A 21,255-nucleotide genomic window follows, 5' to 3' on the forward strand; every position below is an offset into this window, starting at 1 on the left:
CAAACCCACCAACCCAAAGTACCCTTCAACCCCGGGCTCTCCCAGTAACTCGTGGTACGGCTACTGGGGGCAGGTCACGATCAGCCACTGCTCGCGTTCGCGGGCGGACGCATTCTTGCTCGCGGTCGAGCGCGATGTTGTGCTCGGTAGCAGATGAAAACAGGGGTTGGAGTTGTCTTTTATAGATCTGCGTAAAATTCAGCTCTGACCCCTGTTCGCCTACTAGCGACGGCGCGAGCTTCCCGCCGTTCGCGACCATGTGCCACAAGTGCAGCACGAAAGCGCTGATGCTGATGGATGGGCGTGCGACGTGTGGGTATTAGAAGTGCGGGTAACGACGCTATCCTACGCGGATCCGCCGCTTACCGAGCGACGCTGTGTTTTGCTCTTTTCTCGGATCCAGTCATAAAACGGCTGGACACCTAAATGAATCTCTTGGGTGGTTTCCGCAAGTTCGGACAGTGAGTGGAAGTGGTTCCGACCTTCAAACCGCCCCCCTTTCCCCTTCCAGCATTCAGGCGCCCCCCATTTCGCGAAGAGCTCTGTGGCTGTGAGTACTATTAGCCGGCAGCTGGCTTTTCCGCGGAGTCGCGCGCGGCGTTGGCGTGCAACCATCGCGCTCAGCAATCTAATCTCAGATTTTTCTAGGGTCTCGCTGAATTTCGAAATCACGAGTATTGAATTGGGGAATTCTGCGCCGATCTCCTCAAGTCTTGAAACGTCCTTTGATCGTATCCGGTCGTAAGCCTTGCATTCTGCAAAGATGAGCTCGCTCTTCGGAGTGATCCATATCCCGTCTCCATACAGCAAAGCTAAGTCAACCTCGCAATTGATCTCCCCCTTCTCCGCTGTAAAACTTAAAAGTGGAGTGGTTCTTCGCATGCCGATACTTGAAAAAAATTTCCAAGTAAGCAGAACTGGGTAGGCGCCGCCGCCAAATCCTCTGACATTAAAGGGGCCAATCGGCCTGTAACTCCATTCTCTTTCATTTGGGCGAGCGCTAGCCAAGCTAAAAATACTTAGGCACTGTTCGCATTCGACTTTCGCGCTCAAGTTGTCCACTGCTTTCCACATCCATCTTAGGCACGTGGGACACCGAAGCTCAAGACCGAGGCCGATCACATTCCCCTCGATCAATCGGCTTACAAATCGAATTGGCTCAAAGCGGAGGCCTTCACTGCTGATTATCTTCTTTGCTTGTGCATGAAGTGTTTTTTCCTTGATCCATCTAGGTGCTCTGGGTGATTCTGGCGAGTCATGGGTTCGTTTTTCAGATGAATGTCTGTCAAGTAAGTTAAGCAGAGAGATGGATGAGATGGTATGCAGTCCATCTGGCCCACCTAGGCTTCTTAACATTTGAGTCGCTATTAACCCGGGAGAGGATAAATCAACTTTCCACCCGCAATCTCGAAGCCAAGCGAGCATAAATTTATCGGCTTGCGGTATTCTAAGGGTGATTCGCTTTTCGTGACTGGAGAGGCAGTATGTTAGGCCTCCTTTTGAGAGCCTGGCTTCTCGCGCTGAGTACCCAAATTGCTGTGCAAGTGCTGGGCTCCCGTCCGGCAAGACCTCTGCCATAGGAATGCTACACCCGTAAAGCCGATAGGAGACGTCGTTGGCGAAGCCGGGGTAGGCGCCCCAATGGCCCCAGTTTGGGAATTCGGGTGATACTGGCTTTAAGTCGACATTGTCGATATTGCCACTCAGAGGCGTTTCGTTGTCATTCGCGTAGAAAGTTGAGACGCTTTCTTCTGAGTGGTCGCGCATTCTGCGCTGCCATATCCGTGGGTACCAATGCCTTATCGATATTTTTGCCGGAGCGGGCGTTTCTTTTTCATTGTTAGTCAAGATGGAATTAATAAAAGATATTGCGCCCGTGTCGTCATCGAATGACCTGCCGACTTGCAAAGTCGTTCGAGGGAAACTGTTTGGTTCAGGACTATTATTAAAATCAATAAAATCTGAGGCAATTTTTTTTAGGTGGGAAGACGTGGCGGCCTGGGCGGGGATGGGCACGACATGATTTCCGGCTGCTCTCAAGTTCCAGTAATCTATGACATCTAAGTTGCTAGTTGCGTCCATGAAGAATAAGCATGGATTTCCTGGGTAGTATTCTATATTTTGTAACCCGATTCGCCTGGGGAAAATATTTTCTGTTCCTAAGATTTTTTCGAAACCAAATAATTCGCAGCTTGGCTCAATAATCGGGAGGGAGCTTGATAAATTTTTTGTTATCCAATCGGCAACCTCGGATGGCCAGGCTCCGAAAACGCTAGATAAAAATAATTCATGAGATTCGCTTGTCTTTGGAATAACTACGCTTAGATCGTCCTTTCTTCTGAATTTAAAATCTTTATCAAGTAGGTGGTGAATTAGCTCTATAATACCGACCCCTATATTCGGAGTTCCTGTTTCAAGCATTTCTCCGATAAGATTGTCTGGGGATATTAATCGATTTCTATTGTCTGAATACAGGGATTCAGTATTCGCACTAACCGGTACAATGAAGTCTGGATCAAATTCTGAGATAAAACCGTCAGATATTTCTCTGGCCTTCACGCTGCGGCGGTTAGGTATCGTGCGCCATGATTTTGGCGCGCGGGATGGATAGCATGGCACGATAGGGTTGAGTGATCCGCCCCAAAAAATCGAGCTAAGCTTTATGGATCTTATGATGTCTTTGGTGTTAGCCGGATCGACAAGGAATGCGAGCCGTAAGGGGCGTAGCTTTTGGGTGATCGATCCAATGGCCATGCGAAATTCCGGAATCGAGGGTCAGAGTGCCGTTTTCTTCTTGCGTCGCTCAAGCATGATTAGCACACGAGGCGCTCCAGCGGCTAGGGTTACGCGCGCTGGGGCGAGGGCGACACGTAGGCGCCCCCACCGCCAAGAGAGGGGTCCAAGAACAGGGGCCAGAGTGCGCTTTCCAAGTCCCACTTGCTGACTTCTGCCGAATAAATGCTTTGGCCCGCTGCCAAAGTTTTGGCTCGCGCACCTCGCGGACAAGTCCTACAACTTGACGTCCGGATCGCAACGCCGTTGGCCTTGACGTCTCCGCGCGCCTCGTAGCAGACTCGATCCCAAGGAGCGTAGAAACTCCTCTGCAAGCGGTCCCCACCTCCGTCAAACCGGTGGGTTTTTTGTGCCCGTGCACTCGCGGGCATGGACCGACGTGATGCCTGCGTCGGGAGGGCGGCTAATACAACACCCTTCGGGGAAATACGCCCGCCGGCTTGCAGCGGTTTCTAACCTCCCGACTTCCCGTCCGCGTCCGTGGACGGGCACTTCAGGGAATGAGGAGACGACGATGTCGAAGTTGACGACGGAAGACCGCGGCGAAGTGGGCTATTTCCTGCCGGAGGACGGCCAGTTCCGGCTGCGCAAGCTGCATCAGCACATCGAGTTCCTGTCGCGCCTGGCGGAGCCACGCGTGGACGAGGAAGAGGACGGCCCGGAGATCGACCACCCCGCATTGGCCGGGTGCCTAGAACTGCTGGCCGAACAGGTGCGGCAGGTGCTGGACACGGTGTCCTGGCCGGCCCGCTTGCAGGAGAAGACGCAAGCGGGTGCCGCGCGTGCCGAGGCTGATGACGACGATGAAGACGAGGACGACGGGGGCGAGGACGAGCCTGTGAGTCGGGTGGCGAAGAAGAGGGCCGAAAAGAATTCGACTTCGGCATGACGCTGGATCAGCTGGACGAGTCCGACCGGCTGCTCGATCTGCTGCGTGCGCAGGGCGATCTGCTGATGGCCGCCGGCGGTACCGATGTCGCGGACGGCACGATCACCGTGATCGGCGCGGCGATCTTCGAAGGGGCGGACGAGATGAAGGACTTGATCCGACAGGTCAACGCGCAAGTGCTCGGCGCCGAGCCGGACGCCAGCACCCGGGTGCGCGAGATGCCGCCGGCGTACATCCATGCCGGCGGCGTTGACGGGCGCAGCGCAACGCACGTGCATTGAGGATGGAGCAGGGCAGCGCGGCGCCGCCGCGCTGCCCTGTCACCCGTTTGCGCTACTCGGCGTCGCCGCGTCTTCGATCGCTGTGACACAAATGACTGTGCCAGGTTCACTGTTCGCGGCTCAGGCGGCCGGCGCACCTGCGGCGGGCAGGTCGCGATCGAGCAGGCAGTCGATGAAGGCGCGCAGGGCCGGGCGCATGTGGCGGCGGTTGGCGTAGTACAGGTACAGGCCCGGCACCGTCGGCGACCAGTCTTCCAGCACGCGCTCGAGTCTTCCGCCCTGCAGGGCCTCGGCGATGCCGTCGTCGCTGTAGGTGTAGAGGATGCCCAGGCCCGCGACCGCCGCGGCCGAGATGAGGCTCTGGTGGTTCGCGATCACCGGGCCTTCGCCGTAGAACTCGATGTGCTTGCCGTCCTTCATGAATTCCCAGCCGGCGATCCGGCCGCTGCCGGGAAAGCGGAAGTTGATGCAGGCATGGCGGGCAAGGTCGGAGGGTGTGGCGGGTGCGCCGTGCCGCGCGAGGTATTCGGGTGTCGCAACGGCCATCAGCTTGACGTCGGGCGTGAGCCGCACCGCGACGACGTCCTTCTCCAGGCGCCCGCCCACGCGGATGCCGGCGTCGAATCCTTCCGCGGCGATGTCGCTCAGCCCGTCGTTGACCACGATATCGAGCACCACGTCCGGGTGCGCGCGACCGAAGCGGCCCAGCCGCGGCGCGATGATCCGCTCGGCGGCCATGCTGAAGGCGTTGATGCGCAGTGTGCCTGCGGCGCGCGCGTTGGTGCTCATGGCCTCGGCCACCGCTTCGTCCATGTCGCGCAGCATCGGCGCGATGCGCGCATGCAGGCGACGGCCGGCCTCGGTGGGCGAGACGCTGCGCGTGGTGCGGTTGAGCAGGCGCACGCCCAGGCGCGTTTCGAGCTGGCGGATTGTCTGGCTCAGGGCCGATCGCGACAGGCCCAGGTGGTCAGCCGCGCGGGCGAAACTGGAGCGGTCGACGACGGCCGAGAAGGCCCGGAGTTCGGCGAATTCGGACCCGCGCATTGTGCACCGTTTTCGACATGGCCTGATTCGATAGTAGGTGATTCACGGCACGATGCGCGCGGCCCAGCATGCAGCCTCCACCCGACAGGAGCGCGCCATGCACACACTCGATCTACCCGAACCCATCGCGGCCTACTTCGAGGCCGACCGCCAGGACGGTGCGGCCGTTGCCCGCTGCTTCAACGACGACGGCGTGGTGCGGGACGAGGGCCGCACCCATAGCGGTCCGGCGCAGATCGCCGACTGGAAGGCGGCGATGGACACGAAGTACGACTACGTCGCCCGGCCACTCGCGCTGGCCCAGAACGGCGGGGCGTACGTGGTGACCACTCACGTCTCCGGCGCGTTCCCCGGCAGCCCGGTGAACCTGCGCTACACCTTCACCCTGGCTCGTGGCCGGATCGCCGCACTGGAGATCGCGCCATGAGTTTCGACCTGCAACTGGCCGGCCAGCGCGTGCTGGTCACTGGCGGCACGCGCGGTGTCGGTGCTGCCGTCGCCTCCCTGCTGGCCAGCCTGGGCGCGCGGGTCGTGGCGACCGCGCGGTCCAGGCCCGAAGCGCCCGTGGACGGCGTGCAGTACCTCGCCGTGGACCTCGCGACGCCCGAGGGCGTCGAGCGTGCGGTGACCGACGCGCGCAGTGCGCTCGGCGGCATCGACGCGCTGGTCAACGTGGTCGGCGGCTCGTCTGCACCGCCGGGCGGCTTTGCCAGGCTCGATGACGGCGAATGGGCCAGGGCGCTCGACCTCAACCTGATGGCGGCCGTGCGCACCGATCGCGCGGTGCTGCCGGAGATGCTCGCGCGGGGCGCCGGCGTGGTGGTCCACGTGACCTCGATCCAGCACCGCCTGCCGCTGCACGATTCCACCATCGCCTATGCGGCGGCCAAGGCGGCGCTGTCGACTTACAGCAAGGCGCTGTCGAAGGAGGTCACGCCGCAGGGCGTGCGCGTGCTGCGCGTCTCGCCGGGCTGGGTGGAAACCGAGGCGACGGCCGATTTCCTCGGTGCGATCGCCGCCAGCGCCGATACCGATCTGGCCGGTGCCCGGCAGCGGGTCATGGACGCGCTGGGCGGCATTCCGCTGGGCCGGCCGGCGATGCCGTCCGAGGTCGCCGACCTGATCGCCTTCCTGATCTCGCCGCGCGCGGCGGCGATGTCGGGCAGCGAGGTGACGATCGACGGTGGCACCGTACCCGTCGCCTGACGCGACGCCGGCTGTCGCCGTCGCCCGCGGCAGCCGACCACGCACTTCGGACGCAGGATCAAGTTTTCTGGATGCGTGATGCCCGCGCGTCTTGCGTCCGGGTCGACACTGGCTCCACGCAAGACCCATCCGCTACCGCCCGACCCGACCGGAGACTCGCCATGTCCATGCTCAAGACCGCCCTGATCGCCGCCGCCCTGACTGCCGGCACCGTGTCCGCCGCCGATGCGGCGGACCGCGCGACGCCCGCCGCGCCCCAGCAAGCGAAGAATGTCGTGCTGGTGCACGGCGCCTTTGCCGACGGTGCCGGCTGGCGGCCCGTTTACGACGACCTGACCGCCCGTGGCTACCGCGTGTCGATCGTGCAGAACCCGCTGACCTCGCTCGAGGACGATGTCGCCGCCACCCGCCGGGTGCTCGACCGTCAGGACGGCCCGACGGTGCTCGTCGGCCATTCCTGGGGCGGCACGGTGATCACCGAGGCCGGCGTGCACGACAAGGTCGCGTCGCTCGTCTACGTCTCGGCGCTGGCGCCCGATGCCGGCGAGACCACCGCGCAGCAGTACGCCGGCTTCGCACCGACGCCCGAGTTCGTCATCGACACGTCGGCCGACGGCTTCGGCATCGTCCGGCCCGACCGCTTCAAGGCGGGCTTCGCGCACGACACCACCGATGCCGACGCCGCGTTCCTCCGCGACGCGCAGGTGCCGATCAATATGTCGGCCTTCGCCACGCCGCTGACGCAGGCCGCATGGCGCAGCAAGCCCAGCTGGGCCGTCATCGCCACCGAAGACAAGGCCTTCGACCAGGCCATGCTGGTCCACATGGCCGAGCGCATCGATGCCCGAATCACCCGCGTCTCCGCGAGCCACGCGCTGTTCTACACCCAGCCGCGCGTGGTCGCCGACGTGATCGACCAGGCCGCGCGGGGCGTGCGCCAGGGCGAGTGATCGCGACGCCGCAATGGACCGGCTGGGGCCGGTCCATCGGGCAGAGCGCGGCGAGTCAAGGTGCCAGGTTCACTTGTCGCACTTTTTGCGAGTCAGCGAATCGATGCGAGATGACACCCGTTGATCGCCAAGCCCTACACTCAAACCCGATCGCGCCACACCGGCGCTCACTAGGGGAAACGGATGACCAGTGAACTGGGGACAGGGATTGCGGCGCTGGGTCTCGTGTGGATGTTGTTCGTCGGGCTGCTTGCGATTCTGTGGATTCTCGTGCCGTTCGCGATCTTCGGGATCAAGCCGCTGCTGCGCGAACTCATCCGTGAGCAGAAGGCCACCCAGCAGTTGCTCACGACGATTTCCCAGCAGGTCTATCCCATCTCGGTCGAGGCCACCCGGTCACGCCCGGCGCACGTAGATCCCGCGCCTTTGGTGTGACCGTTGATGCGGTGCGTGCCTGTGCAGTGGTGCGCCCGCACCGTTGGAAAAACAAATGGGGTCAGACTGCGTTTTGCACGGACGCTGGCGCTTGGTCCGAGTTTCGAGATGCATGATGACAACATGCGAGTTGATGCAAATGACCGCAATGAGGGTCGCGACAATACATTCCGTCCCGCCGGAATCCTTGGATGTTCGTACGCTCTACGAGGTGTTCGGATGGGGCCGAGAGGCAATGGCGGAGTATCTGTATCACGGCGAGATCAATGCGGAGGCGCTCAGGCCGGATGGAACTGGGGATCTAAGCGTCGCGGAGTACGCCGCATCAGTCGAGGTGTCGTTCGAGCCTGATGTGATCGGGGTGAATCGTCAGAAGATCGATGGTGCTTCCACACTTGATTACAGCCTTTCGCTGGTGGAGTTGGGTGATCTGACCGCGCAAGCGGCGTCTAAGCTGTTCGGACAACCGTACGGCGACGTTCTGCTGGAGTCAGGCAAGGACTCGCTCATCACGCTGTGGGCAGATGCCACGTCCGGAGCGTGCTTCATCTCGGCAATTCAGATCCGTGGGGAGCGCAGCCAAGAGATTCGCGTTTTCGGCGCGGGGCCGAGGGTGACATTGGGCACATTGATTGGGCGAGCGGAATCGCTGCGGCAGCGCTATCGGGACATCCCGATGCATCGATTCTCGGGCGCAGTTCGCGAGTGAGAATAGCTGTGCCAGGCTTGCTTAGCTTCAGTTTTTTTCTGCTACCTCACCTCGTGGACACCTCACTACAAAGTGACGTCCGGACTGCAGCTAACGATGCCTGGTTCACTGTTCGCGATCTTCGCGAGCGAGTGAGTGGCGCGCGCTGGGATCCGTGGTTTGCGAGTTCTACACTCGGATCGACTCGCGCCACGCCAGCGTTGACTTGGGCGAACGGACGGGCAGTGGATTGGGGGCCGGGGCTGCCGCCTTGGGTGAATGGCGCGGTGAGACCGCCACTTGGAATCAGGGACGAAACAGATGCTCGGTTGGTTGTTCGGAACGAAACGCGTGGCTTCACAGGCGTCCAAACCGGCAGACGACGCGGACACGCGCATGTCTGTCGTGATGCACTGGCGTGCCGATACGACGTTGCCGGTGCCGGACTGGCCGGCCATGGACGCGGCGATTCCGGACGACGCCGCCGATGCGTGGGTGCACGACTACTTCGACGCCGCGGCTCGTACCTGGCTGGATGCCTTGGCCGCGGCGTTGCCCGCCGATTACCGGCAGAGCGGCACCGCTGATTTCCTGCTGTTGTCGGCGCAACCGCCGCGCGAGGCAGCGCTGGTGCTGCGCAGTTGCACACAGGCACTGCGGGCCATCCGCGCCAGCCTCGGGCCGCTGGCCCATGATGGCGGCTACGGCCGCCACGTGGTGCTGGTGTTCGCCAGTCAGGACGATTACTACGCCTACCTGTCCGAGTACGCGCGCGACGGCGAGGAGACGCCCATGTCGAGTGGCGTCTTCATCAACGCCGGTTACGGCCACTTTGCCAGCTGGCACGACGGACTGGACGAACTCGAGGCGGTGGTGGTCCACGAACTTACGCATGCCTTGCTCGCGCATCTGCCGATGCCCGACTGGTTGCACGAGGGCTTCGCGGTGAACGTGGAACGCACGCTGCTGCCGCGGCTCGCTGATCCGCGGCTGGCGCTGTATCGCCCCGACGAGATGGCCGCGCGGCACGCGGACTGGTGGAACGCAACGACGATCCAGGCGTTCTGGTCTGGCGCGGCGTTCCACACCGCGGGCGACGGCGTCGATCTGGCCTACGACCTGGCGCGCGCGATCACGGTACTGGCCGCGCGCGAGGACGAAGCCGCCTTCCGCGCGTTCTCCGCCGCTGCCCATCGCAAGGACGCCGGCCGTGACGCCGCGCTCGGCACGCTGGGCTATCCACTCGAGCGTCTGGTCGAGGCGGTGCTGGGCGAGGGCGACTGGGCGCCGATGCCGGGGCTGTGGAAAGCGCCCGAGCCGGTCGAGGTTGATCGCGAGTAGCAGGGTAGGGACAGCGGGTTCCCCGCCGATGTCAAAACAGGGTCAGGTTCACCCTCCGGCGCAGCCCGCGCTCGACTGCGGATGAGCGCGAGGAAAAGCGAAACACGCCCTACAGCCCGTAACGCACCGCCCAGTACGTCGCGCCCAGCACGGCCGAGCCAACCAGCACCCAGGCGATGCCCAGATGGAAGCGCACGGTGGCGATGACGGCGGCGGCTGCCAGCACCAGGGCGCCGGGCTCCAGCGTGGACCACACCGGGGCATCGATGCGCAGCGGGCCGGCCTCCCACACCAGCGTGCGACGGAAGATCGTGTGGACCGCGAACCAGACCGACAGGTTGAGGATCACGCCGACCACGGCGGCGGTGATCGACGACAGCGCGGCGTGCAGGGCGGCGTTGCGGCGAAGCGCTTCCACATAGGGCGCGCCGACGAAGATGAAGAGAAAGCTCGGCAGGAAGATCACCCAGGTGGTCATCGCCGCGCCGAGCACCGCGGCCAGCCAGGGGTCGAGGCCGCCGGGGAAGCGGAAGGCCGCGAGAAACCCGACGAACTGCAGCACCATGACCAGGGGGCCGGGCGTGGTTTCGGCAAGCGCGAGGCCGTCGGCCATCTCGCCTGGCGTCAGCCAAGCGAAGTCCTCCACCGCGCGCTGCGCCACATACGCCAGCACCGCATACGCCCCGCCGAAGGTGACCACGGCCGCCTGGCTGAAGAAGCGCCCCTCCTGCGCGAGCACGTGGTCCTTGCCGAGCAGCAGTGTGGCGAGCAGCACCGGTGTGAACCACAGCGCGAGCAGGATGCCGGCGGTCGCACAGGCGCGCGGGAGCGATGGCTGCGTATGCGTGGCTTCGCCGCGCGCCAGCAGTCCGTCGACGACGTAGTGGCTGTCGTCGTGCGCGTTCTGCAGCGCGGCTTTCGGAATCAGCGACGGCGCCAGTCGCGAGGCGAGCCAGCCCACCAGCGCCGCCGCCGCGACCAGCAACGGGAACGGGACATTGAACGCGAAGATCGCCACGAACGACGCCGCCGCCAGGCCGACCAGGAAACGCGTCTTCAACGCCCGCCTGCCGATGCGCAACACCGCCTCGACCACGATGGCCAGCACCGCGGCCTTGAGGCCGAAGAACAGCGCCTGCACCAGGGGCACGTCGCCGAACATCACGTAGAGGCCGCTCAACACGCCGAGCACGAGCGCGCCGGGCAATACGAACAGCACGCCGGCCACGATGCCGCCCCAGGTGCGGTGCATCAGCCAGCCGATGTAGACCGCCAGCTGCTGGGCCTCGGGGCCGGGCAGGAGCATGCAGTAGTTGAGCGCGTGCAGGAACCGCGATTCGCTGATCCAGCGGTGACGTTCGATCAGCTCCCGGTGCATCAGCGCGATCTGCCCCGCGGGCCCACCGAAGCCGAGCCACCCGATCCGCAGCCACACCCGGAACGCGGCGGCGAGGGGCACGACGGGGGCGGGCGGCGGCGTCGGGGTCATGGCTCGGCTTCAGGCGCGGAGATGCGTCAGCTTAGGTCAGGTGCGGCGCGACCGCGGGCGCAGACGCTTCGGGCAACGCCAAGCCCGACCCGCCCGCTAAACTCGTCGCCTCGTTTCCGCATTCGAAAGGACCCACCATGCCCTTCACCACCACCCCGTCCGGCCTGCAGTACGAGGACACCGTCGTCGGCACCGGCGCCGAGGCCAAGCCCGGCCGCAACGTCACCGTGCACTACACCGGCTGGCTGTACGAGAACGGCGTGCAGGGTGCGAAGTTCGATTCCAGCAAGGACCGCGACGAGCCCTTCATCTTCCCGCTCGGCGGCGGCATGGTCATCAAGGGCTGGGACGAGGGCGTGCAGGGCATGAAGGAAGGCGGCCAGCGCACGCTGATCATTCCCGCCGCCCTGGGCTACGGCGCAAGCGGCGCAGGTGGCGTGATTCCGCCGAATGCCACGCTGAAGTTCGACGTGGAACTGCTGGGCGCCTGAGGTCGCAGGCGCGCGCGGGAGCTTCGGCACCCGCGCCGCGTCTTCGCGCAGCTCGAGCGCCGTGGGGCGCTGCGACGGGGCGTGCCAGAACTGCGGTGGCGCAGGCGGCGCCGGTCGCGCGCGGCGATGACGCCTGTGCCATACGCCCGCGGCATTGCGGACAATCGGCCTACCGTCGCCTGAGCGCTGGATATCGATGTCGCGTGTTCGATTGCCGCCCCTGTCGCCGCATCGACGGCTGCTCTTTCCGCTCTGGTTGTGCGTGGCCGGCGTCACGCTGCTGACGCTGTTCCACACCTACAGCAGCCTGCCGTTCCTGGCGGCGCACTGGTACTACCCGGCCACGATGGTGGTGGGCGCCTTCGTGGCCGGCGCCACGCCGGAGGGCGGGGGCGCGGTGGCCTTCCCGGTGCTCAACATCTTCCTGAGCGTGGACCGCGTGCTGGCGCGCGATTGCAGCCTGATGGTGCAGTCCATCGGCATGACCAGCGCCAGTCTGCTGATCCTCTCGCGCAAGGACTCGCGCCTAGCCGATTTCCGGCCGCTGCTGTGGTGGGTGCCGGTGGCGTTTCTCGGCTTCATCCTCGGCATGGCGACGCTGCAGGGCGTGCGTGTGCCGGTGATCCAGGCGCTGTTCCTGAGCCTGATCGCCGCGTTCGCGCTGGTATATCTGCGCAGCCCGCACCGCGGTTACGCCGGCGCGGTGGCCGGTGCGAAACCGCGGGATCATGCGGTCACGGTCGTGGTGCTGCTGCTGGGCGGCCTGTGCGCCAGCCTGTTCGGCACCGGCGCCGACATCCTGCTGTACACGCTGCTGGTCACGCGGTTCGCGCTGAAGGAAAAGCGCGCCACCGAGATGAGCATCATGCTGATGGCGAGCCTGAGCGTGCTCGGCTACGCCTGGCGCGGGCTGGTGCAGGGCGAGCTCACCGCGTTCCAGGTGCAGACCTGGCTGTGCGCCGCCCCTGTCGTGCTGCTGATGGCGCCGCTGGGCAGTGCGGTGCTGCGCCGCATTCCCCACGAATGGATGCTCCGCGGCATCGTGGTGCTCAATCTGGGCCAGCTTGCGTACTTCAACCTCGTGCGCCCCACGTGGGAGAAGACGCTGTGGTCGTTCGGCTTCACCGTCGTATTGCTGCTGGTGTTCGCCAAGGTGATGGGCATGGTGGGCGCACATCGCCGGCGGCAGGCGGCGATGTCACTGCCATGACGCTGGTTGACGCGCCCCTGTGCCCGCAGGACGGGGCACACACGCGTGGCGAGCGTCTAAGCTGCGGGTTCTCACCGGAGATGGATCTGCCATGAGCGACGCCGTTACGCCCCGTCCACCGGCGCCACGCTGGAAGCGTCGGCGTGTCGACGTGCTGATGCAGGTGTCGCTGGTGATCTTCGGCGCGTTGCTGGCCTTCGGCTTCGGCCAATGGAAGGATCAACGCAACGAGGACGCGCGGGCGCGTGTGGCCCTGGACAGCATCCGCGCGGAAGTACGGGCCAACCGCGACGAGGTGGAACGTGCGCGCGGCTACCACGAGGCGCTCGCGGCACGTTTCGAACAGCTGCAGCAGCGCGGCGCCGCGCAGCCGGCCTGGGCGGACTTTCCGCAAGGACTGCTGTCTCCCGCGCGCGTGGTATCCACCGCGTGGCAATCCGCGATGACCACCGGCGCCGCGGCGCGATGGTCTTACGACGAACTGCTGGCGCTTTCGAGCATCTACGAGGCCCAGGCCTCGTACGCACGCCTCAGCGATGCACTGCTGGCCTCGACCTATCAGGACCTGATGCGCGGCGGGCCGGACAATCTGCTCGACAACTACGCCAACTTCGCCCCCGTGCAGCGCGATTTCGCAGGCAAGGAGGCCGAGCTGGTGACTGCCTACGACCGGGTGCTGGGCGCGATCGAGAACTGACCGCACGCGCCGCGGACTTCCCTCGGGCGGAACGCATCGGCACCGGCGCACCACACGATTTGCCTGTGCCGGACGATCTCCTGGAACGGTTGGCTGCACGGCGTGACGGGGTCATCGCGTGCGCGCAGGGCCATTGCCGCTCGTGTCCTCACGTCACATCGCGTTCTCATCGATGAACCGCGACACGTATTCACCTGCAGCACGCATGTCTGTCACGCGGCGTGGGCATGGGCCACGCGACACTCGCGCCACACCCAGCCGTTGGAGACTTCCATGATCTCGAATACCAAGCGCATCCCGCTCGCCATCGCCATGACCTCGGTGCTCGCGTTCGCCGTGGGCTGCTCGAACGATCGCACCGCAGACGACCGCGCGGGCATGCAGCCGAACGATCCCGCCGTGACCGCGCCGCCGGTCGCCACCACCGATACGACGCCGGCCAACGACATGGGCCGCACCGACACGATGGACGGTCCGGATTCCGAGCAGCCGGGCACCGATACCTGGATCACCACCAAGGTGAAGTCGTCGCTGCTGGCGGACTCCGATGTTTCGGGCCTCGACATCGAGGTGGAAACCGTCAACGGTGTGGTGACGCTGTCGGGTCAGGTCGAGCAGCAGATGCAGATCGACGAAGCCACGCGTATCGCGCGTGAGATCGAGGGCGTGACCGACGTGCGCACCACCGCGCTGACCGTCGGCGCCAACTGATCCGGACGCTGCGCGTGCCGGCATTGCCGGCACGAACGGCTTCGTTGTCTCGATGCCGCGCACCCTTCGGGGGGCGCGGCATTGTTTCGTGGGTCATCGCGATCGTGACAATCTGCGTCGCGCGGCATCAGCGCGCAGAAGACGTCGGCATCCGCTGATACATTCCGCGGCAGGCGGCCCGCCAGGCGCCTGCGCATAGGACCCACGCCGTCGCCACGCGCTCCGGTCGGTTCCGGCGGCTCGGCGCTTCACGCCGCGCCCGGGCATTGCGCGGCTGCCGCGCGATCAGGCGGGCCGGTCGACCAGCAGCACGAAGGTGCCGAGTTGCGAATCCAGAGCGATGGCGAGGCTGCGCGTGCGGTCGGCGGCCAGCGTCGTCGCCGGCACCGACATGTCCGGCGGCAGGGCCCGGTAGGCGACATCGTCGTCGGCGATGACGTCGCGCACCAGATAGCCCATCAGCACGTTGACCATCTCGCCCAGCGCATCGAGTGCGAGCGCGTCGTCGCACAGGTCGGCGGTGATGCCGAGCAGGGCGCAGGCGAGCGCGCGCGCGCCCGCCAGATCGGTGGCCAGCCCGATGCCGAACGGCCGGTCGCCTTCGATGCGCACGTGCGCCACGCACGGCCGGTCGGCCAGCGCATCGGGCGTCAGCACCTCGGCCGGCAGGCACTGGCTGCCGAGCATGCGCGGGAACATCCGTGCGCACAGATCGATCGCGTGTCCGGCGAGCTCGCCCACCGGATGCTCGGCGACCACGCTTTCCAGCGCGTGCCGCGCCCGCTCCTGGTCGGCGCGATGCAATGCGATTTCGGCGTCCAGCCGACGCGCATCGAGCACGCCCTGTTCGACGAGCACCTGGCCGATCATCTTGCGGCCGGCCTTCTGCGCCTCGAGCAGGGCGTCGAGACGATCCTGGTCGAGCGCGCCCATTTCCAGTGCGATGTCGCCGAAGCGGCGGTCCTCGACACGCTGGCGTTGCTGGATGCGACGCGCCTGGGCGGCGTCGAGCCAGCCCTTGCGCACCGCCAGCTCGCCGAGCAGCGGATTGGACGCGCGCTGCGCCTCGATGGCGGCCAGGAGTTGAGGTGCGGTGATCACGCCGCGTTCCAGAAGGAACTGGCCGAGGAATTTTGCTGCCATCGTGTGCCCTTTAAGCGGAGAGGTGGGAAGCGGCGTCGCTCAGGCGAGCGCTTCGTGGAGCACGCGGTCCATCACCTCGGGGTCGATGGGCTTCTGCAGGTAGGAACGTGCACCGATGCGCAGGCAGGCCTCGATGTCGCTCTGTGCGCCGAGTGAGCTCAGGATCACCACGCGCGCCTGCGGATCGAGTTCGAGGATGCGGGCCAGCGCCTTCTTGCCGTCGCACTCCGGCATCACCAGGTCCAGCAGCACGAGATCCGGGCGCAGGGCCTGGAACTGCCGCACGGCCTCGAAGCCGTTGCCGGCCTCGCCGACGACATCGAACCCGGCCTCGCCCAGTTGCCCGGTGGCGAGCATGCGCAGGGCGCGCGAATCGTCGCACAGCAATACCGTCGGTCGTGCCGTCATGGAGATCCCCGGTCGAAACGTGATGCCCGAAGGCGGTCTTGCTCCATCGGCCGCGCGGCGGAGAACTTGAGGGCGCCCGCGCCGGCCGGTCCCCGGTCCCCGGGTCAGCGGCCCGGCGCCGTGCATCGGGCCGCGTTGCAGGCGCGACACGCGCCTATACTGGCGCTCTTCTCCAAGGTGACGCCCCTGATGGATCCCATCCCTTTGGAGGATCTGGCCCTGCTCGACGTGCTGCAGCAGATCGGTCAGAGCAGCGGGTCGGTGCAGGTCGAGGCCGAGATCAAGCGGCGTCTGATCGAAAGCGCCCTGATCGAGGACGACGAGGACGGCGTGCGGCTGACCCATGCCGGCATCGCGCTGTGCAAGTCCCTGCAGCACCGGGTGGCCGCGGACAAGCTGGCCAGCAAACTGCTGGAAAAGCGCGACGGCGCCTGAGCCGCAAGGGGCGCGCCCGGCACGCGGCAACCGCGCCGGTCGAGTGCCGACGATCGACGAGGGCCCGGTCCGCGATGCGCGCTGCGGCGCATGGCGTCAGCCACCGCGGGTATGCTGCGGTGACCTCACCTGCACGGATTGCGTGGGAGCCGCCGATGCGTCGTTCGATGATCGCCCTGTCCCTGCTCGTCACCCTGGCGGTCGGTGCGCTGTCCGGCTATTGGCTCGGTGTACGCAGCGAGCGTGCGCGCGAGGCAGGGCCGCACGTGACCCATGCGGCCACGCCGCAGGCCGGCGTGGCGGAGTCGGGTACTTATGCGAATGCCGGTCCCGCGCGTGCCTCATCCGACGCGCCACCGACTGCCGCCATGGCGGGTGATGGCGGGTTGGGCACCGATGCATCCCTCGCAGCGCCGCGTCTTTCCGGCGATCTGCAACCACCTTCGGTCGCAGCGTCGGCACGCGGCCCCGCCATCGCAGGGCCGAGGCCGCTCTCCGCCGCCGGCGAGCGCCGCATCGCGGACGCGATCGCCGGGATGCGGCTGAACAACACCGATTTCGACGAACGGCAGACGCTGCTCGCGCACGATGCGCGCGAGGCGGTCTCGGCGGACGCGGCCGAGGGGCAGCTCGCGGCGTTTCTCCACGCATACGGTGCGGGCTACACCGGACTGGAACTCGCAGCGCCGCGATGCAGCGATACGGTCTGCACGATCACCGCGACCGCGTTGCCGGGCCTCGGCACCGACGCGCCGAATGCCAACGCGCAGGCCCTGTTCGCGCGGCTGATGTCGGACCCGCGCTTCCAGGCCGGGTTCTCCGATCCGGCGATGATGGTGACCAGTCGGGACGGCGCGGTGGTCTACGTGACGACGTTCCTGCGCACGCCGCGTGGCGGCTAGGCACGTGCGCAGGGCTCAGCCGGCACCCGCGACGCCGCGGGGTGCCGGAGCGGGCGGGCCCAGGCACGTGCCCTCGGCGTTGGCGAGGACATCGACCCGTCGATCGCGCAGCGCGTCGACGCCCAGGATCAGCGCCGGCGTCTCGGTCAGCCCCAATGTCGCGAACACCGGCAACGCGCTAATCCGCACCTCGCCTGCTGCAAGGGTCTGATCGCCCAGACGCAGGCCCGGCAGCGTGTACAGCCAGGTGTCCACCGTGTGGTCGGAGAGTCCGCGGGTGCCGGTCTCGCGGCGGCGCAGGCGCGCGTCGTCATCGGCGATGCCCAGGGCCCGCGCGGCGGGCCGGTTGAGTACGGTCTGCGCGGCGCCGGTATCGAGCACGGCGATCGCCTGCGTGCGCTGCGCGCCATCCTCGAGTCCGGCCTCGGCGAACGTGAAGCGCTGCAGGCCCGGCTGGCGCCCGGGGAACGCATTGTCCAGGCACGCGCTGCGCGGCAGGCTGCCCGCGGGAGTCAGCGACAGGCGGCCGGCCGGCAGGTCAAAGCGCACGTCGAAGCGGGACAGGAGGTCGTTGCCGAGGATGCCGTCGATCGCCGGGGCGTCAGCCTCGGCGATCGCCGACAGATCGATGGCCAACAGCTGCGCCTTCCAGCGGAACCCGCCGGCGGCCAGGTCCAGCAGGCGCGTGGCTCCGGGTGCCGACGTGCTGCCACCCGCGCCTTGCACCTGCATCGGCGCCCGGCCGCCGTCCAGAAGGCCGAGACGGCCGGCCAGCGCGGCGTCGATGACGCTGCCACCGGCGGCGGTGTCGACGACGACGCTCAACGGCCGGTCGATGCCGTCGATCCGCACCTCGATGCGCGGGTGCTTGCCCACCAGGTGCATCGCGATGTGATGGGTCTCGGGCGCGGCCGCGGGCGCGGCGAAGCACGGCGCGGCGAGCGCCAGCAACAGCAGGCAGAGCGAGGCAGGGGGCAGGAGGCGCATGCGGGTGTCTCGGCGTCGGAAGCGGGGCGCCATTGCACCCGCGCCGCGTATCCGCACGATGTCGGCCACGCCGCGTGCCGGGGCGGCGCGATACACGGGTGATACACGGGCCGGCGACAATGCCGGCATGGCTGCCGATGGTCCCCGCCTCATCGTCGTCGACGACGACGCCAGCATTCGTGACGCACTGCGCGACTATCTCGTGCGTCACGGCTATCACGTGCGCGTCGCCGACGGCGCGGCCGCGCTGGATCGCCTGATGGCCGAGATGCCGGCCGATCTCGTGGTGCTGGACTGGATGATGCCCGGCGAGGACGGCCTGTCGGTCTGCCGGCGGCTCGCGGATGCGGAGGTCGCGGTGTTGATGCTCAGCGCGCTGGGCAGTCCGCCCGACCGGGTGATCGGCCTCGAGGTCGGCGCCGACGACTATCTGGCCAAGCCCTTCGACCCGCGCGAGCTGCTGGCCCGCGTGCGCGCCCTGCTGCGGCGCAGTCGCCGCTTGCCGGCGTCCGGCGGCGCGGGCGCCGAGGGCTACGGCTTCGACGGCTGGACCTTGCATCTCGACACCCGCGTGCTGCGCGCGCCGGATGCGGCGGAGGTCGTGCTGACCGCCGGCGAGTTCGCGCTGCTGCGCGCACTGGTCGAGGCCGCGGGCCGGGTGCTCGATCGCGAGCGCCTGATGCGGCTCACCCACGGCGACGCGGCCGAGCCGTTCGATCGTGCGATCGATCTCGCCGTCAGCCGGCTGCGTCGCAAGCTGGCCCAGGCGCACGCGGGCGCCGATGCGCTGATCCAGACACTGCGCGGCGTGGGCTACCGCTTCGCCGCGCCGGTCCGGCGGCTGTGAAGCGCGCTCCCGGCCTCCTGACCCTGGTGGGCGGTCTGGCGCTGGCCACCCTGGTGCTGGCGCAGGCGGTGAGCTTCGCCGTCGTGGGCTGGTGGCCGGCACCGCCGGCGCCGACGATGGTGCCGGCCGAGGCGATCGACGCACTCGCCGGAACCGCGCCCGCGGCGCCGGGGCTGCGCATCCGCAGCCAGGCCTCCGCACCGGAGGGCGTGCCGGTGCCCTGGCTGAGGGACGCTGCCGCCGAGCGCATGCAGCGCCCGGTCTCGCACGTGCGCGCGGTGTGGCGGACCGCGCCGGACGTGCCGCTCCAGGTGATCAGCGAGGGGCGGCTCTCGGCCGCGCCGGGCGATGCGCGGCGTGCCGCGCAGGTGCGTGCCGCGCTGCTGGCGCCCGGCCTGCAGTTGCCGCCGTTCGAACTGGCGCTCGCGCAGCCCGACGGCGCATGGCGCGTGGTGGGCACCGCCGATGCCGGACGCGGGCAATGGCGACTGCAGGTGTTGTCGGCGTTGCTGCTGGGCGCGGTGCTGATCGCGCCCCTGGCGTGGTGGATGGCGCGCCGGCTCACGCGGCCGCTGCGACGCCTGGCCGAGGTCAGCGCCGACCTCGATCTGGGCGCGCGCGAACAGCCGGTGCCGCTGGCGGGCGCGGCCGAGGTGCGTGTGCTCGGCCAGGCGATCGCCGATGCGCGGCGCCGTCTGCGCGCGCAGAGCGAGGATGTGACCGCGATGGTGGCCGCGGTGGCCCACGACCTGCGTACGCCGCTCACCGGCCTGCGCCTGCGTGCGGACGGCATCGCCTCACCGGAGCGCGAGCGGATGATCGCCGACCTGCAGCGCATGGAAACGATGATCGCGCAGGTGCTCGCCTACGCGCAGGGCGAGGTCGCACCGCTGCAGCGCGCGCCGGTGGACATGGCGGCGCTCGCGCGCGAACTGGTGGCCGCGGTGCAGGCCGACGGGCGGCATGCACAGGTGCAGGCCGACACGCCGGGCATCGTGCAGGGCGATGCGCTGGCCCTGCGGCGCGCGCTGTCGAATCTCGTCGACAACGCCGTGCGCTACGCCGGTGCGGTGGAGATCGTGATCCGTGAAGCGGGCGGGGACCTCCACGTCGACGTGAACGATCGCGGCCCCGGCATTCCCGACGATGCGCGTGCGCGACTGGTGCAGCCGTTCCAGCGTCTCGAACACTCGCGCAGCCGCGACACCGGCGGCGTCGGTCTCGGACTCGCGGTGGCACGCTCGGTCGCGCAGCGTCACGGCGGCGCGCTCGAACTGCAGACGCGCCGCGGCGGCGGACTGCGGGCGCGGCTGCGTCTGCCGCTGGACCCCTGACCGCGGTCCTGGCGGCCGGTACCGGCAGGCGCGCTGCGGGCACGGCGGCGACGCGAGGCCGCCGGTGCGCGGCGTCCGTGCATCCGGGCGGTGCGCTCGGTATCGTCGTGCACGAGCCGTCAGGAGCGTCCACGATGCCCAGCCGTCGCATGTCGGGGTGGGTCTGCCTGTTCGTCGCGGCAGTGTCGACGCGCGCGGTGGCCGACGACACGTCACCGCCGTACCCCTGGCCCGCCGGTGCGCGCGCCGCGGTGAGCCTGGCCTATGACGATGCCCTGCCGACCCACCTCGACATCGCGATTCCCGCGCTGGACCGGCACGGCCTGCACGGCAGCTTCTATCTCGTCCTGTCGGCCGACACCGTGCGCACGCGGCTGGCCGTCTGGCGCGCCGCCGCGCGACGCGGGCACGAGCTCGGCAATCACTCGCTGTTCCACGCCTGCAGCGCGCGTGGCGCCGATCGGGCCTGGGTATCGCCGGAGCAGGATCTGGACAAGATGACGGCCGCCCGGGTGCAGGCGGAGGTCGTGCTGGGCAACACGATGCTGCACGCGATCGACGGCAGTACCGAGGTCACGTTCACCGTGCCCTGCGGCGATCGCGATGCCGGCGATGGCGACTACGTCGCGGGCCTGGCGCCGCACATGCTCGGCATCAAGCTCGGTGCCGGCGCGGTGGTGGCCGACATGCGCACGCTGGACCGCCACGCCGTGCCGGTGATGGTGCCGGAGGGCAGCACCGGCGCCGAACTGATCGCGCTGGTCGAAGAAGCCGGGGCCCGCGGCACGATGGTGAACTTCACCTTCCACGGCATCGGCGGCGATCACCTGGCGGTGTCGAGCGAGGCGCACGAGGCCCTGCTCGCATATCTCGCCGCGCATCGCGACATCTACTGGACGGCGACCTTCCGCGAGCAGATGCGCTGGGTGCGCGACGTGGAGCGCGCCGCAGCGGCTCCGCCATAATCGGCGGCA

At 67.1% G+C, this 21,255-nt stretch carries 23 protein-coding genes; 17 read left to right on the top strand and 6 right to left on the bottom strand.

The window, feature by feature from the left end:
* Positions 1-345: 345 nt before the first annotated feature.
* Complete coding sequence (locus PQS31_RS16060) at positions 346-2,754, bottom strand: hypothetical protein (RefSeq protein ID WP_272763840.1); 2,409 nt, start codon at positions 2,752-2,754, stop codon at positions 346-348.
* Between the two features lie 553 nt (positions 2,755-3,307).
* Between PQS31_RS16060 and PQS31_RS16065 the strand changes: the two genes are divergently transcribed.
* Both PQS31_RS16065 and PQS31_RS16070 read left to right on the top strand, forming a co-directional pair.
* Complete coding sequence (locus PQS31_RS16065) at positions 3,308-3,682, top strand: hypothetical protein (protein ID WP_272763842.1); 375 nt, start codon at positions 3,308-3,310, stop codon at positions 3,680-3,682.
* Complete coding sequence (locus PQS31_RS16070) at positions 3,679-3,963, top strand: hypothetical protein (protein WP_272763843.1); 285 nt, start codon at positions 3,679-3,681, stop codon at positions 3,961-3,963. The genes PQS31_RS16065 and PQS31_RS16070 overlap by 4 nt, the downstream gene beginning before the upstream one ends.
* A gap of 120 nt (positions 3,964-4,083) precedes the next feature.
* Here PQS31_RS16070 and PQS31_RS16075 read toward each other — a convergent pair whose 3' ends face one another.
* Positions 4,084-5,007 carry a LysR family transcriptional regulator gene (locus PQS31_RS16075; protein WP_272763844.1) on the bottom strand — a complete coding sequence of 308 codons (924 nt, stop codon included), beginning with the start codon at positions 5,005-5,007 and terminating at the stop codon, positions 4,084-4,086.
* Between the two features lie 97 nt (positions 5,008-5,104).
* On the opposite strand from PQS31_RS16075, the gene PQS31_RS16080 reads away from it, so the two are divergent.
* The 6 genes from PQS31_RS16080 (at position 5,105) to PQS31_RS16105 (ending at position 9,627) form a co-directional block, all read left to right on the top strand.
* Positions 5,105-5,434, top strand: coding sequence for a nuclear transport factor 2 family protein (locus PQS31_RS16080; protein ID WP_272763845.1), 330 nt, complete (start codon positions 5,105-5,107; stop codon positions 5,432-5,434).
* A complete protein-coding gene (locus PQS31_RS16085) occupies positions 5,431-6,213 on the top strand; it encodes an SDR family oxidoreductase (RefSeq protein ID WP_272763846.1) in 783 nt (260 codons plus the stop codon). The genes PQS31_RS16080 and PQS31_RS16085 overlap by 4 nt, the downstream gene beginning before the upstream one ends.
* 161 nt (positions 6,214-6,374) lie before the next feature.
* Entirely contained in the window at positions 6,375-7,163 is a 789-nt protein-coding gene (locus tag PQS31_RS16090; protein WP_272763847.1) for an alpha/beta hydrolase, read from the top strand.
* Between the two features lie 183 nt (positions 7,164-7,346).
* Positions 7,347-7,598, top strand: a complete 252-nt coding sequence (locus PQS31_RS16095) for a hypothetical protein (protein WP_272763848.1) — start codon at positions 7,347-7,349, stop codon at positions 7,596-7,598.
* Positions 7,599-7,833: 235 nt separating this feature from the next.
* A complete protein-coding gene (locus tag PQS31_RS16100; protein ID WP_272763850.1) occupies positions 7,834-8,307 on the top strand; it encodes a hypothetical protein in 474 nt (157 codons plus the stop codon).
* Between the two features lie 375 nt (positions 8,308-8,682).
* Complete coding sequence (locus PQS31_RS16105) at positions 8,683-9,627, top strand: hypothetical protein (RefSeq protein WP_272763852.1); 945 nt, start codon at positions 8,683-8,685, stop codon at positions 9,625-9,627.
* 109 nt (positions 9,628-9,736) lie between these two features.
* Here the strand turns inward: PQS31_RS16105 and chrA are convergent, their stop codons facing one another.
* Positions 9,737-11,116 (bottom strand): chromate efflux transporter, encoded by a 1,380-nt coding sequence (gene chrA / locus PQS31_RS16110; protein WP_272763853.1) that lies wholly within the window; start codon positions 11,114-11,116, stop codon positions 9,737-9,739.
* Positions 11,117-11,253: 137 nt separating this feature from the next.
* On the opposite strand from chrA, the gene PQS31_RS16115 reads away from it, so the two are divergent.
* From PQS31_RS16115 to PQS31_RS16130, 4 genes are all read left to right on the top strand, one after another.
* Positions 11,254-11,607: an FKBP-type peptidyl-prolyl cis-trans isomerase gene (locus PQS31_RS16115; protein ID WP_272763854.1), complete on the top strand. Its 354-nt coding sequence runs from the start codon at positions 11,254-11,256 to the stop codon at positions 11,605-11,607.
* Positions 11,608-11,803: 196 nt separating this feature from the next.
* Positions 11,804-12,817, top strand: a complete 1,014-nt coding sequence (locus tag PQS31_RS16120; protein WP_272763855.1) for a sulfite exporter TauE/SafE family protein — start codon at positions 11,804-11,806, stop codon at positions 12,815-12,817.
* A 91-nt stretch (positions 12,818-12,908) separates the two neighbouring features.
* Positions 12,909-13,514, top strand: coding sequence for a hypothetical protein (locus PQS31_RS16125; protein WP_272763856.1), 606 nt, complete (start codon positions 12,909-12,911; stop codon positions 13,512-13,514).
* Positions 13,515-13,787: 273 nt separating this feature from the next.
* Positions 13,788-14,225, top strand: coding sequence for a BON domain-containing protein (locus PQS31_RS16130; protein ID WP_272763857.1), 438 nt, complete (start codon positions 13,788-13,790; stop codon positions 14,223-14,225).
* Between the two features lie 285 nt (positions 14,226-14,510).
* Here the strand turns inward: PQS31_RS16130 and PQS31_RS16135 are convergent, their stop codons facing one another.
* Positions 14,511-15,368, bottom strand: a complete 858-nt coding sequence (locus tag PQS31_RS16135; RefSeq protein WP_272763858.1) for a chemotaxis protein CheX — start codon at positions 15,366-15,368, stop codon at positions 14,511-14,513.
* A gap of 39 nt (positions 15,369-15,407) precedes the next feature.
* Positions 15,408-15,776, bottom strand: a complete 369-nt coding sequence (locus PQS31_RS16140; protein WP_096210224.1) for a response regulator — start codon at positions 15,774-15,776, stop codon at positions 15,408-15,410.
* A gap of 189 nt (positions 15,777-15,965) precedes the next feature.
* On the opposite strand from PQS31_RS16140, the gene PQS31_RS16145 reads away from it, so the two are divergent.
* Together PQS31_RS16145 and PQS31_RS16150 are read left to right on the top strand one after the other, a co-directional pair.
* Positions 15,966-16,211, top strand: a complete 246-nt coding sequence (locus tag PQS31_RS16145; protein ID WP_272763859.1) for a hypothetical protein — start codon at positions 15,966-15,968, stop codon at positions 16,209-16,211.
* A gap of 155 nt (positions 16,212-16,366) precedes the next feature.
* Positions 16,367-17,113 (top strand): hypothetical protein, encoded by a 747-nt coding sequence (locus PQS31_RS16150; RefSeq protein ID WP_272763861.1) that lies wholly within the window; start codon positions 16,367-16,369, stop codon positions 17,111-17,113.
* A gap of 15 nt (positions 17,114-17,128) precedes the next feature.
* Here the strand turns inward: PQS31_RS16150 and PQS31_RS16155 are convergent, their stop codons facing one another.
* Positions 17,129-18,100: an aspartyl protease family protein gene (locus PQS31_RS16155; RefSeq protein WP_272763862.1), complete on the bottom strand. Its 972-nt coding sequence runs from the start codon at positions 18,098-18,100 to the stop codon at positions 17,129-17,131.
* 127 nt (positions 18,101-18,227) lie between these two features.
* Here PQS31_RS16155 and PQS31_RS16160 point away from each other — a divergent pair, with 127 nt between their 5' ends.
* From PQS31_RS16160 to PQS31_RS16170, 3 genes are all read left to right on the top strand, one after another.
* Positions 18,228-18,947: a response regulator gene (locus tag PQS31_RS16160; protein ID WP_272763863.1), complete on the top strand. Its 720-nt coding sequence runs from the start codon at positions 18,228-18,230 to the stop codon at positions 18,945-18,947.
* Positions 18,944-20,281 carry a HAMP domain-containing sensor histidine kinase gene (locus PQS31_RS16165; RefSeq protein ID WP_272763864.1) on the top strand — a complete coding sequence of 446 codons (1,338 nt, stop codon included), beginning with the start codon at positions 18,944-18,946 and terminating at the stop codon, positions 20,279-20,281. Before PQS31_RS16160 ends, PQS31_RS16165 begins: the two co-directional genes overlap by 4 nt.
* 134 nt (positions 20,282-20,415) lie before the next feature.
* Positions 20,416-21,246 (top strand): polysaccharide deacetylase family protein, encoded by an 831-nt coding sequence (locus PQS31_RS16170; protein ID WP_272763865.1) that lies wholly within the window; start codon positions 20,416-20,418, stop codon positions 21,244-21,246.
* The last annotated feature ends 9 nt before the right edge of the window (positions 21,247-21,255 follow it).

This window comes from Luteimonas sp. BLCC-B24 (assembly GCF_028550595.1).
Classification (GTDB): Bacteria; Pseudomonadota; Gammaproteobacteria; order Xanthomonadales; family Xanthomonadaceae; genus Luteimonas.